11 protein-coding genes are annotated in these 12,879 nt (G+C 61.9%); 3 read left to right on the forward strand and 8 right to left on the reverse strand.

The window, feature by feature from the left end; all coding sequences use genetic code 11:
* Window positions 1–107: 107 nt before the first annotated feature.
* From DKY63_RS00530 to DKY63_RS32040, 5 genes are all read right to left on the reverse strand, one after another.
* Window positions 108–1,667 (reverse strand): amino acid permease, encoded by a 1,560-nt coding sequence (locus DKY63_RS00530; RefSeq protein ID WP_110962286.1) that lies wholly within the window; start codon window positions 1,665–1,667, stop codon window positions 108–110.
* Window positions 1,668–1,976: 309 nt separating this feature from the next.
* A complete protein-coding gene (locus tag DKY63_RS00535) occupies window positions 1,977–3,140 on the reverse strand; it encodes an iron-containing alcohol dehydrogenase (protein WP_110962287.1) in 1,164 nt (387 codons plus the stop codon).
* A gap of 3 nt (window positions 3,141–3,143) precedes the next feature.
* A complete protein-coding gene (locus tag DKY63_RS00540) occupies window positions 3,144–4,535 on the reverse strand; it encodes an aldehyde dehydrogenase family protein (RefSeq protein ID WP_110962288.1) in 1,392 nt (463 codons plus the stop codon).
* 32 nt (window positions 4,536–4,567) lie between these two features.
* Window positions 4,568–5,941, reverse strand: a complete 1,374-nt coding sequence (locus tag DKY63_RS00545) for a glutamine synthetase family protein (RefSeq protein ID WP_110962289.1) — start codon at window positions 5,939–5,941, stop codon at window positions 4,568–4,570.
* Between the two features lie 133 nt (window positions 5,942–6,074).
* Window positions 6,075–6,386 carry a hypothetical protein gene (locus DKY63_RS32040; RefSeq protein WP_162634815.1) on the reverse strand — a complete coding sequence of 104 codons (312 nt, stop codon included), beginning with the start codon at window positions 6,384–6,386 and terminating at the stop codon, window positions 6,075–6,077.
* 777 nt (window positions 6,387–7,163) lie between these two features.
* Here DKY63_RS32040 and DKY63_RS00555 point away from each other — a divergent pair.
* Both DKY63_RS00555 and DKY63_RS00560 read left to right on the forward strand, forming a co-directional pair.
* Entirely contained in the window at window positions 7,164–7,484 is a 321-nt protein-coding gene (locus tag DKY63_RS00555; RefSeq protein ID WP_110962291.1) for a carboxymuconolactone decarboxylase family protein, read from the forward strand.
* A gap of 72 nt (window positions 7,485–7,556) precedes the next feature.
* Window positions 7,557–8,360: an alpha/beta fold hydrolase gene (locus tag DKY63_RS00560; RefSeq protein WP_110962292.1), complete on the forward strand. Its 804-nt coding sequence runs from the start codon at window positions 7,557–7,559 to the stop codon at window positions 8,358–8,360.
* Here the strand turns inward: DKY63_RS00560 and DKY63_RS00565 are convergent.
* Together DKY63_RS00565 and DKY63_RS00570 are read right to left on the reverse strand one after the other, a co-directional pair.
* Window positions 8,332–8,880, reverse strand: coding sequence for an HIT family protein (locus tag DKY63_RS00565; RefSeq protein ID WP_110962293.1), 549 nt, complete (start codon window positions 8,878–8,880; stop codon window positions 8,332–8,334). The two genes, DKY63_RS00560 and DKY63_RS00565, sit on opposite strands and share 29 nt — an antisense overlap.
* A 266-nt stretch (window positions 8,881–9,146) precedes the next feature.
* Window positions 9,147–10,124 (reverse strand): alpha/beta fold hydrolase, encoded by a 978-nt coding sequence (locus DKY63_RS00570; protein WP_110962294.1) that lies wholly within the window; start codon window positions 10,122–10,124, stop codon window positions 9,147–9,149.
* A 307-nt stretch (window positions 10,125–10,431) separates the two neighbouring features.
* Between DKY63_RS00570 and DKY63_RS00575 the strand changes: the two genes are divergently transcribed.
* On the forward strand, window positions 10,432–11,286 hold the full coding sequence (locus tag DKY63_RS00575) for a hypothetical protein (RefSeq protein WP_110962295.1): 855 nt from the start codon (window positions 10,432–10,434) through the stop codon (window positions 11,284–11,286).
* A 51-nt stretch (window positions 11,287–11,337) separates the two neighbouring features.
* Here the strand turns inward: DKY63_RS00575 and ahr are convergent, their stop codons facing one another.
* A complete protein-coding gene (ahr, locus tag DKY63_RS00580) occupies window positions 11,338–12,369 on the reverse strand; it encodes an NADPH-dependent aldehyde reductase Ahr (RefSeq protein ID WP_110962296.1) in 1,032 nt (343 codons plus the stop codon).
* Window positions 12,370–12,879: the final 510 nt, after the last annotated feature.

Genomic DNA, 12,879 nt, shown 5'->3' on the forward strand with positions numbered 1-12,879 from the left:
AAACCTGTAGGAGCGAGCCTGCTCGCGATGGCGTCAGGTCAGTCAACATCAATGTTGAATGTGACGGCGCTATCGCGAGCAGGCTCGCTCCTACAGGTGATGGGTGTTTAGCCTCCGGGCTTGTTCAGGGCCGCTTCGGCTGCGGCGATTTCGGCCTGGCGCTTGAGGATCACATCCCCTACCGGCGGCCCCTGGAAGCGTCGTGCCTCGAAGCCGAACCAGACGATGGCCGTCAGCACCAGGAAGCCGATGGTGATGTACAGCGCCCAGTCATTGGGTGGCTGGATGCCGATGACGAAGATAATGATCATCGACAGCACCGACAGAATCGCGAACACCGAATACCAGAAGCGCCCGATGTTCCACGGTCCCATGACCGGCCATTTCGAGGTGCCGTAGGTGAACAGCCCCAGGACGATGGGAATGATGAAGGAGAAGAACAGGAAGATCACCGTGCAGGACACGACGATGGTGTAGACCGGCGTCGCGCCGACCGAAATCACCGACGAGCCCCAGTCGAACAACACAGCGAGTGTGGCGCCGGTCCAGATCGCCGCCACCGGGCTGCGGAAGGTTGGCGACACTGACGACAGTGCCTTGGAGCACGGCAGGCCGCCATCGCGGGAGAAGGCGAAGATCATCCGCGACACCGAGGTCACCGTCGCCAGTCCGCACAATACTTGCGAGATGAAGATCGCCACATACAGCGCGTCTCGCAGCAGCGGGCTGACTTGAAGATTCATCGCCCAGAAAAACACGTTCCAGCCTTGCTTGGCTGCGTCGTCCATGTTCGGCAGCATCAGCACGAACGCGCTGAGCATGACCCAACCGAACAACAGCGACCAGATCACCGACATGACCATGCCCCGAGGCACGGAAACCGCCGCGTTGCGGGTTTCTTCGGAGGTGTGCGCGGAGGCGTCGTAGCCGGTGATGGTGTAGATCGGCAGCAACAGGCCGAGCATGAAGATCCAGCCGTTGGACACCTGTGGCCAGACGCTGCCGCCGGCCTCGCCGGAGTAGTTGCTGAACGTCACCAGGCGGGAGAATTCGTAGCTGGGGGCCGAAATCAGGCAGACGATGGTCAGCGCCAGTGCGGTGGCGAAGATCAGGTAGCCGGAGAAGTCGGTGAGTTTGGCGGTCAGGCCGATGCCCAGGTGGTTACACAACGCCTGCAAACCCGTGAGGATCGCCAGGAAGATCACCCGTGTCGTGGTGGTGTCTTCCATGCCCAGTGACGGGCCGAAGGCGCCGAAGAAGAAGTAATAGGTGCCGACGTTGATCGCGCCCAGTACGGTCACCAGCCCCAGCAGGTTGAACCAGGCCGTCAGCCAGCCGGTGAAGCGGTTACCGAGGATCGAGCCCCAGTGATACAGCCCGCCGGCGGTGGGGTAGGCCGAGGAAATCTGCGCCATGGCCAGGGCGAATACTCCGGAGATCAGGCAGCCGATCGGCCAGCCGATGCCGATCGAGGCACCGCCTGCGCCCGAGGTGCCCTGGGCCAGTGAGTTGATCCCTCCGGAGAGGATGCAGATGATCGAAAAGGAAATCGCGAAGTTGGAGAAAACCCCCATACGTCGCGACAGCTGCTGGGCATAGCCCATGCTGTGCAGCACCTTGACGTCATCGTCATGCGCCTCGGTGCCGGGCTGGCTTGCTGGGTTCATCGTATGTGCCCCTTCAGGTTTTGATACGCATCCATCCGCGATGGCGGACAGCTCGGCCTTCAACCCCTTGTCGTACTGCTCCTGACTTCAATCGGTGAAACCTGTCCACATGACCCTGGACAATCAATTGCTCTACTACGAACTTGCTCTTCTGTGGGAGCGAGCCTGCTCGCGATGGACGTTAACGATGACGCGTTCTGTCTGAATAAACGCATCGTCCTTGAGTCCATCGCGAGCAAGCTCAGCTCCTACAGAAAACGAGGAGGCAGCCCTCGTTATCGTTAACGACCATCGCGAGCAGGCTCGCTCCTACAGGAGGCGGCCGTGATAGGCGGCCTGGAAAATCTCTGCTGCGTCGGCTTTGGTCAGCGGCAACGGGTTGCCACCGGCCGACGGGTCGACCACCGCCATGTCGGCGATCAGGTCCGCCTGCTTGTCATCCACACCCAGCTCGAACAGCGTGTGCGGCACGGCGATGTCCTTGCGCAGTTTGAGGACGAAGGCCATGAAGCTGTCGAAACCGGGAGAGGGCAGCTGTAAATACGCGGCCAGGCGGGTGATGCGTTCTTCGATGGCCGGGCGATTGAATTTCAGGACATAGGGCATCAGCGTCGCGTTGGTCATGCCGTGATGGGTGTCGTACAGCGCGCCGATCGGGTGCGCCAGGGCATGCATGCCACCCAGGCCTTTCTGGAAAGCGGTGGCGCCCATCGCGGCGGCGGCCAGCATGTTGGCGCGGGCATCGAGGTCATCCGGAGTGTGCACTGCACGCACCAGCGCGTGGCTCACCAGGCGCATGCCTTCCACGGCGATGCCATCGGCCAGCGGGTGAAAGCCGGGGGCACAGTAGGCTTCCAGGCAGTGCGCCAGCGCATCCATGCCGGTGCCGGCGGTGACTTTCGGTGGCATGCCGACGGTCAGCGCCGGGTCGCTGATGACCACACGGGGCATCATTTTCGGGTGGAAGATGATGCGTTTGGTGTGGGTCTTGTCGTCGATGATCACCGCCGCCCGGCCCACTTCCGAACCGGTGCCGGCGGTGGTCGGGACCGCGATGATCGGGGCGATGCCGTTTTCATCGGCGCGGGTCCAGTAGTCGCCGATGTCCTCGAAATCCCATACCGGACGGGTCTGCCCGCTCATGAACGCGATCAGCTTGCCCATGTCCAGGCCACTGCCGCCGCCAAACGCCACCACGCCGTCGTGATTGCCCGCGCGCCAGGCGGCGAGCCCACCGGCGAGGTTGGCTTCCACCGGGTTGGGCTTGAGGTCGCAAAACAGCTCGGCGCCGAGCCCGGCGTCACGCAAGGCAGCCAGTGCGGCGGTGGTGATCGGCGCTTTGCCAAGGCCACTGTCGGTCACCAGCAGCGGGCGCTGGATGCCCTGGTTGCGACAGGCCTCGGCCAGTTCGCTGATGCGACCGACACCAAAGCGAATGCTTGTGGGGTAGTTCCAGTTTCCCTTCAGGCTCATGGTTCAGATCTCGTGGCGCAGATGGAAAGATTTGGCGCGGGTCAGGTGCTCGTAACCCAGGCTCGACAGGGTCACGCCGCGCCCGCTGTTCTTCACCCCGGTCCAGGCCAGCGCCGGGTCGAGGTAGTCGCAGCGGTTCATGAACACGGTGCCGGTGTCGACCCGGTTGCCCAGCTGTTCGGCTGCGGCCAGGTCCGTGGTCCAGATCGAGGCGCTGAGGCCGAATTCGCTGTCGTTCATCAAGGCCACGGCCTGGTCATCGCCGGTGACCGGCATGATGCCCACCACCGGGCCGAAGCTTTCATCGCGCATCACCGACATTTGATGGGTGACGTCTACCAGCACCTGCGGCGCCAGATAGGCGCTGCCGGCGACGTCGGGGGCAAACGCCTGCGGCTCGATCAGCGCCTTGGCGCCTTGTGCCAGCGCATCGGCGATCTGGCGGCGGACGAAATCCGCCGCGCCGGGATTGATCAGCGGGCCGAGGGTAGTGGCTTCATCCAGCGGATTGCCCAGCACGTATTGGCGGGTGAGGGCGACGAAGCGCTCGACGAATTGCGGATAGAGCGCCTGATCGACGTAGATGCGCTCCACCGCACAGCAGCTTTGCCCGGAGTTGAAGAAGCTGCCGTCCACCAGGTTTTCCACGGCATGTTCGAGGTTGGCGTCGGCGCGGACATAGGCCGGATCCTTGCCGCCGAGCTCCAGGCCCAGGCCGAGAAACCTGCCCGTGGCAGCGCTTTCCATCGCTGCGCCGGCGGGCACGGAACCGGTGAAATTCACCTGGTGTACGCGTCCGCTGCCGATGATTTTGCTGGTCTGCTCGTGGCTCAAAAGCAGGTTCTGGAACAACCCTTCAGGCAGGCGCGCGCGGCGGAAGGCCTCGGCGAAACGCTCACCGACCAGCAGCGTTTGTGAGGCGTGCTTGAGGATGACGCTGTTGCCCGCCATCAATGCCGGGATGATCGTGTTTACCGCTGTCAGGTAGGGGTAGTTCCATGGCGCCACCACCAGTACCGTGCCCAGTGGATCGCGCTGGATGTGCCGGCGAAAACCGGCGATGGGGGTGGGTTCGACGCTCGCCAGGGCTTTGGGGGCGATGGCGATCATGTGCCGGGCGCGCTCTTCGAAGCCGCGCAATTCGCCGGCGCCATAACGTACCGGACGGCCCATTTGCCAGGCCAGTTCGGGCACGATCTCGCCCTTCATCGCCAGCATGGCGTCGGTGGCGGCACTGCAAAACGCCGCGCGTTCGCTCAGTGGCCGGTGTTTCCACTGCGCCTGGGCGGTCGCGGCGGCGGCCAGCGCCTGTTCGATCTGCCCGGCATCGGCGTACGGGCGTTCGGCATAGATCCGGCCATCGACCGGCGAGATGAGTTGAATCGTTGCAGTCATGTTTTCACCACGGTTTCACAGGCCTGGAATGATCAATAACGCTCGAAGCCGCGTTGCAGTTCCCAGTCGGTGACCCGCCGGTCGTACTCTTTCTGCTCCCATTCGGCGGTGTGCACGTAGTGGTCGACCACCTCATCGCCAAAGGCCTCGCGCAACATGGCCGAGCCCTTCAGCGCGGCGCTGGCGTCGCGCAGGGTCTTGGACACTTCGGGCAAGGTCTCGTTGACATAGGCATCGCCCTCGTAGGGCGGGTCGAGGCTGAGCTTCTCGTCGATACCGGCCAGCCCCGCGGCAATCAGCGCGGCGAAGGCCAGGTAAGGGTTGAGATCGGCGCCGCCGATGCGGCATTCGATGCGAATCGATTTGCTCTCTTCGGCGCACAGGCGGAAACCGGCGGTGCGGTTATCACGGCTCCAGATCGCCCGGGTCGGGGCGAAGGTGCCGGCCTGGAAACGCTTGTAGGAATTGATGTAGGGCGCGAGGAAACAGGTGATGTCGTTGGCGTATTTGAGCTGCCCGGCCACCCAGGAACGCATCAGTTTCGACATCCCGAACTCAGCCTTGGCATCAAAGAACAGCGGTTTCTTGCCGTTCTTGTCCCACAGCGAATTGTGGATGTGGCTGCTGGAACCGGCGGCGTCGTAGCGCCACTTGGCCATGAAGGTGATCGCCTTGCCCTGCAGTTGCGCGATCTCCTTGCAGGCGTGCTTGATGATGACGTGGTGGTCGGCCATGGTCATGGCGTCGGCGTAACGGATGTTGATCTCTTCCTGGCCCGGGCCCCATTCGCCCTTGGAGTTCTCCACCGGAATGCCGCAAGCCTGCAGGTGCTTGCGAATCGCCCGCAGGACCGGTTCCTCACGGGTGGTCTGCAGGATGTTGTAGTCCTCGATGTAATGGCCGGCGGTTTTCGGCTTGAAGTAGTTGCGCTTGTGGATGGACTCGTAGGTTTCGTCGAACAGGTAGAACTCCAGCTCCGAGGCGAACATGCCGGTGTAGCCGCGTTCGCGCAGGCGTTCGACCTGTTTTTTCAGGATCGCCCGCGGGCTGTGGGGCAAGTCCTGGCGATGGTGATGGTCGAGTACGTCGCACAGCACCAGGGCCGTGCATTCCAGCCACGGTACTTTGCGCAGGGTGCTCATGTCGGGTTTGAGGACGAAATCACCGTAGCCCTTGCTCCAACTCGCGGCGGCGTAGCCGGGCACCGGTTCCATGTCGATGTCGTCGGCCAGCAGGTAGTTGCAGCAGTGGGTTTCCTGGTAGCCGCTGTCGATGAAAAATTCGACCTGGAATCGCTTGCCGACCAGCCGGCCCTGCATGTCGACCATACACACCAGAACAGTGTCGATTTCGCCGGAAGTGGCGGCACGCTTGAGTTCGTCAAAACTGAGGGAAGGCTCGGTCATCACGGCAAGTCCTGCGCAAATTGTTTGGGGCCTGTCTGAAAGGGCTATTGCAGACGCTCTCCAGAACAACCCGACAACCTGCAGAAACGAGCATCGTGAGCAATTAGCTGAACATAGCTTAGCCTACTGTCGTTTATTGCAAGTTTTTGCTGAGATCTTCCTTGATGCGCCGTTTTTCCCTGTGGGAGCTGGGTTGTCGGGTCGCCGCATCGCAGCGATGGCGGCCTGACAGCCGACCTGGCTTTTGTTGATTGAGTACATATCCATTTCTTCGGTAGCGGCCGCTGGCGGTTTCGCCCTTACGGCGACTTACTTTTTTTTCAAACGCCAAAAAAAAGATAAGCAAAAAAAGGCTCGCCCCGGCGTCCGGCCCCTCGCCAAGGCTCGGGGTTCCTTCGCTCCGGCATTCATCCGGGGGCATCGCCTCCGGTTTGCTGCGCTGCACCTCCTCTCGATGTGTGCGGCTTCGCCGCACGGCGCTGCGCGCCTGCCCCCGGATGAACACCTCCACTCAGCCTGCCGAAGGGGCGGGTGGATCAAGATCAAAAGCTTGCAGGCGAGCTAACGCTCGGCCTGTTGAGTGGTGAGGGGCAGAGCAGGTCAGGTGTACACCGTCCCCTGTAGGAGCAAGGCTTGCCCGCGATGGCGGCCTGACAGCCGACCTGATTTCACGGATGTCCCCAATCCCCTGTAGGAGCGAGCCTGCTCGCGATGGTCGTCAACGATAACGCTGGCAGCCTGACACCCCGCGGTGTCCTGTCGTCCATCGCGAGCAGGCTCGCTCCTACAGGGGACCGCGATCTGCTTTTGCTTTGGCTTTTGATCTTGATTTTGATCTGCCCCGTCGGAAGGCCGAGTGGAGGTGTTTATCCGGGGGTAAGGCGCGCAGCGCCGTGCGGCGCAGCCGCACACATCGAGAGGAGGTGCAGCGCAGCAAACCGGAGGCGATGCCCCCGGATGAATACCGGAGCGAGGGAATGCCGAGCCTGGGCGAGGCACCGTACGTCAGGGGATAAAAGCGCTTGGTTACTTGGCGCTTTTCCAAGTAACCCGCCGTAAGGGCGGAACCTTAAGTGGCCGTTACCGAAGAAACGGATATGTACACGTTCAAAAAAACAGGCCAGCTGCCAAGAAGCCATCGCGAGCAGGCTCGCTCCCACAGGGTGAATACCTCGCCAACTCCTACACTGGAAAAGGTTCACACGCTCACGGAGTAACGACCATGGCGAAGAAAAAAGAGCACACCACCTACGAAAATCTCAAACATCAATACCCGGACTATATGGACGCCGTTGAGGCCCTCGGATCGGCGGTCCGCCAGACGGGGCCGCTGGACGAGAAGACGGTGCAGTTGGTCCAGTTGGGCGCCGCTGCGGCAAGTCGCTCCGAGGGCGCGGTGCATAGCCATGTCCGGCGAGCGCGGGAGGCGGGGGCTACGCCGCAGGAGGTTAGGCAGGCGCTGATCTCGCTGACCAGCACCATCGGTTTCCCGACCGTGGTGGCGGCGATCAGTTGGGCGGACGATGTGATGGGCGAGGGGTAGAGCCCCGGCGTTGGATTTTGCCAGCTGCAGCAAACTGTTACAGTCCGTGGATGATTGCACCATGAGGCTCCCATGCACTTGTCCGTCAGTACTGAAACACTCTGGATCGATACACCCCACGGACGCCTGTTCGGATGCCGCTGGTTCCCGGAAGGCGGCGTGGGCAGTGCGCAGAAACCACCCATCATTCTTTTCCATGACTCGCTGGGTTGCGTTGCCCTGTGGCGCGATTTTCCCGAGCAGTTGTGTCGCGCCACCGGGCATGAAGTGATTGCCTATGACCGCCTGGGTTTCGGTCAGTCCGATGCGTATCCAGGTCCCTTGCCGCTGCACTTTATCCGTGACGAAGCCACGCAGTTTTTCGTGCATTTGAAGGCTGCACTAGGGATCGAGCGATTCATTGCATTCGGTCACAGCGTCGGTGGGGCGATGGCGGCGGCTTGCGCTTCTGTGTACGGACAAAGCTGCACGGCCTTGATCACGGTATCGGCGCAGGCGTTTGTCGAGGATCGGACGCTCGAAGGCATTCGAGTGGCCCAGGTGCAATTCGCGCAGCCGGGACAGATGGCGCGCCTGGAGAAGTATCACGGCGCCAAGGCGCAGTGGGTATTCAACGCCTGGACCGAAACGTGGCTTTCCCCGGACTTCAGCGACTGGACGATTGAAAGCACGGTGGGCGCGATTCAGTGCCCGTTGCTGGCGATTCATGGCCAGTACGATGAATACGGTTCGGACCTGCATCCCAAGCGTTTCGCCCGGCTGTCGACTGGCCCGGGCGATTATCTGATCGTGGAGGATTGCCATCACGTTCCGCACCGCGAGGCGCCGCAAGCTGTGCTCGCAGCGGTCAGTGAGTTCCTCGGTGCAGCGGCGTGACGATCCCTGGCCGGTCCGCGGCATGAAAGGGTAGCGGGCTGCCGAACGCCAAACGCAGGCGCTCGATCGTCTGCTCGACTGAAGGGCCCTGAATGCTTGGAGGCTCGGGGCTCTCGCCGAATTCGCGCCAGACGAACAGTGTCAATTCCGCGCCATCGGTCATCGAGTGGGCATCAATACCTGCGCCGAAGTTCTTCAGGACGCGATAGCGCTCATCCTGGCTGAACAGCTCTTCGACCCAGTGGTAAACGGGGATGTAGTGAAAGTGGATGGGGAAGCGCGGGTCGTGGCCGAAGCGGCTGATGTAGAGCCACTTGGGTTGCAGCTGCGCTTGCAGGGTCTTCTGCACGCGAGCCAGTAAGGGACCCATTTCGATCAGCGCTTCTTCCGGCAGCTCGGACAACGAGCGCACGGGATATCGGGTACCGAATACCAGATAGCCCGGCAGCCTGGAGGACATGTGATGGTTGAGTATCCAGTGCTCTGTTTCATGGATGATGAAGCGTGGCGCTATGTCCATGGCGAATGTCCGTAGATGGCTGGCAAGGATCTGTGGCAGATCCGGTCGCTTTTTTGTTCTTGAACGTCATTTCGAACAGTCGCGCGAAGTGTTTTGAATCGCTCCTTTGGCTTCGCGCGCCTGCCTATCGCAAGACACGCTGAATTCGCACAGGCAGCTCTATCGCTGATTTGCCTGTATCGATTCTAGAACCAGATCCTGTTCCTGCGAATCGCTTTTATTCGTGCAGGGCCGCAGGCGCTCTGGCCTGCGGCACAGCGTGCAAATCAAGCCTTGACGAACGCCAGCAGGTCCTGGTTGATCACCTCGGTATGGGTGGTGCACATGCCGTGGGGCAGGCCGGGGTAGGTTTTCAGCGTGCCTTTTTTCAGCAGTTTGATGCTCAGTTGCGCGGAGTCGGCGATCGGTACGATCTGGTCGTCCTCACCGTGCATGACCAGGGTCGGCACTTCGATGTTTTTCAGGTCATCGGTGAAGTCGGTTTCCGAGAAGGCCTTGATGCAGTCGTAGTGCGCCTTGATCCCGCCGTTCATGCCCTGGCGCCACCAGTTGTCGATGATGGGCTGGGAGACTTTCGCACCCGGACGGTTGAAACCATAGAACGGGCCGCTGGGGAAATCGCGGTAGAACTGGGCGCGGTTGTCGGCCAGGGCCTTGCGCAGCCCGTCGAACACATCCATCGGCAGGCCGCCGGGGTTGTTCGCGGTGCGCAGCATGATCGGCGGCACGGCGCCAATCAGCACGGCCTTGGCCACGCGACCACGGCCATGGCGTGCCACATAACGCGCCACTTCGCCGCCACCGGTGGAGTGACCGATGTGGATCGCATTGGTGATGTTCAGGTGCGCCATCAGCTCGGCGACGTCGGCGGCGTAGGTGTCCATTTCGTTGCCGGTATCGGTCTGGGTCGAACGGCCATGACCACGGCGATCGTGAGCGATGACGCGGAAGCCCTTGCTGAGGAAGAACAGCATCTGCGCGTCCCAGTCGTCGCCGGACAGCGGCCAGCCGTGGTGAAACACGATGGGCTGTCCGCTGCCCCAGTCCTTGTAGAAAATCTGCGTGCCATCCTTGACCGTGATCGTTCCCGAGCCTTTGGCGTTGCCTTTGCCGCCGCTGTTGCTGTTGGTGGCGGACGGGGCCTGCTGCGCGGCAAGCGCCGGGACCGCCACGGCGAGGGCGGCGGCCATGGCACCGGTCGTTATCAGGCCACGACGGGAGGTTCCACTGGTCTCATCAGTCATTTTTCAATACCCATTCGGTTCTGGAGGGAGCGCTTGCAAGGCGTGCTGCCGTGCGTTCGGCGGCTGGGGAAAAATTTATGGGTAAAGCGATGCACTGAAAATCAGACATCGGTGTCTGCGGCTAACGCTTTGGTATAGGCGAAGTGGAGCGGGTTTTACGCGATGATGTGGCCCCTGGGACATGTGGGTTTGCACAGCCCCTGTAGGAGCGACACAGGGTCGTCATGTCGATGGTTTATTTACCGATCCAACGCCAGTAGATTAGGCGGCGTTTTGCCGACCACCCCGGACACAACAAGGAAGAATCATGTACGTCAATTCATCGTCCTCCTCATCCAGCGCCTTGATCGCCGCCTACTCATCCGCCGCCAGCAACAAGGCCGGCAATGCCCAGGGCAGTGCTGAAAGTCAGTCGGCAGACGCGACGCAGAATGGCGATTCGGTGAGTTTTTCCGGTACCGCCACCGATTACAGCGCGGCCATCGCCAGCAACGCGCCGTACTTTCCGGTGCGGCCGGGGATGAATGCCGACGCGCTGATCCTGGGGGCCGCCAAGCCGGGGGCGATTTCCAGTTCGAAGGACAAGACCTTCGCCGATGTCGCTCTCGATGCCCGCAAGCGCATGGATGAGAAGTACGCGCTGATGAAAGACAGCGGCAAGCCGTACGACAACAGCCTGCAGGATCGCAATTCGCTGATGGGCGATCTGGATCGACGTTCGCTGTACGCCGTCGCCACCAACCAGGGCGACCAGTTCAGCAAGGAAGAACAAGCCTCGGCGCAGGAACTGATGCGCCAGCAGGCACAGCTCGCGACGGGTTATTACGTCGGCCCGGATGATCAGAAGAAGAATTGGCGCGATCCGTTCGCCAATGACCCGGTCGGCCGGGCCAAGGCCGCGCTGAGTTTCCTGGACAACATGAGTCCGGAAGAAAAATCCACGCCGCAATGGCTGACCCAGCGCGCGACGATCCAGACCGCGCTGGACCAGGCCACCGCCGCCGACCCGGTGGAGATGGCGAAGAAGAAACAGCTGTATTTCCCGATCCTCGCGGAGATCCTGCAGAACGGCACCAGTTGGTTCGACAAGAAAGAGTCGGATAAAGACAAATCCGCCGAGTTGTTGAACCGCCTACAGGCTGCGGTTCAACCGTCCAAATAAGTGAATGCCGGACACCTGGCCCGGCATTCATGCCCGTTCATCGACGGTCGATCATTTGCTCGCATCCAGCACCACGCGATACCGCGCCTTGCCGCTGCGCAGGTGGTCGACGGCCTCGTTGATGCGACTCATGGGAAACATCTCGACCTGCGGCACGATCTGATGTCGCGCGCAGAATTCCAACATGGCCGCCGTGTTGCTCGGCGAGCCCACCGGTGAGGCGGACAGGGTCTTTTGCTGCGGGATCAGGTCGAACACATGCACCGGAATCGCGCTGGGCACGATGCCGACGAAATGCAGGCGACCCTTGCCGCGCAGGGTGGCGAGCAGGGCGGTCCAGTCGAGGTTGGCGCTGGCGGTGACCAGCAGGAAATCCAGTGTGCCGGCAATGGCTTTCATGGCTTCGCTGTCGGTGGAAGCAACGACTTTGTGGGCGCCCAGGCGCTTGGCTTCGTCCTGTTTGCCCAGGGATGAGGTGAAGGCGGTGACTTCGCAACCCCAAGCATTGAGGAAGCGCAGGGCCAGGTGACCGAGGCCGCCGATGCCCACCACGCCGACCCGGTCGGTGGGTTTGATGCCGAACTCCAGCAGCGGGTTGAACACCGTGGAGCCTGCGCAGAACAGGGGACCTGCCAGCGCCGGATCGAGGGCTTCGGGGATTGGCAGGGCCCAGGCCCAATGCGAACGCAGGCGGTCGGCGAAGCCGCCGTGGCTGCCGATGATGGTGGGTTGGGCGGTGCGGCACAGGTTGTGGGAGCCTTCGATACAGGACGAGCAGTGCATGCAGCTGCCCTTGTACCAGCCGATGCCCACCCGTTGGCCCATTTGCAGGCCACGCACCTGCGCGCCCACCCGGACGATTCGGCCGACGACCTCATGGCCGGGAATGAAGGGGTATTGGCTGATGCCCCAATCGTTATCGATCAAGGACTGATCGGAATGGCAGACGCCGCAATATTCCACGGCGACTTCCACTTGCTCTTCACCCAGGGGGCCGGGGTCGTAGCTGAAGCGCTCCAGCGGGGCGCCGGCCGCCGTGGCGGCCCAGCCGGTGAAAGTCGTGAGTTCGCTGCTGTCGCTCATGGGGGACACTCCGGATCAGGAGACGAGGATTTGGCCGCCGGTGTGCGGTGGCGGCGAGGCCAGAAAAGTGTAGCGGGTCTCCTTCATGGCGCCATGCCCGGAAGTCTTTGGTGTGGGAACTGGATGTGCGGGTGACACAAAACCCTGTGGGAGCGAGCCTGCTCGCGATGAGGCCGGCACATTCAGCATCCATGGCGCCTGACCCACCACCATCGCTGGCAAGCCAGCTCCCACAGTGATTTATGGTGTTCACGCATTTTGCGGACTCACACAAAACCCTGTGGGAGCAAGGCTTGCCCGCGAAGGGGCCGGCACATTCAACATCCATGGCGACTGACCCACCACCATCGCTGGCAAGCCAGCTCCCACAGTGATTTATGGTGTTCACGCATTTTGCGGACTCACACAAAACCCTGTGGGAGCGGGCTTGCCCGCGATGAGGCCGGCACTTTCAACATTGATGTTGACTGAGCTGACGCCATCGCGGGCAAGCCACGCTCCCACAGGTTT

The sequence above is a fragment of the Pseudomonas putida genome, from assembly GCF_003228315.1.
GTDB lineage: Bacteria > Pseudomonadota > Gammaproteobacteria > Pseudomonadales > Pseudomonadaceae > Aquipseudomonas > Aquipseudomonas putida_S.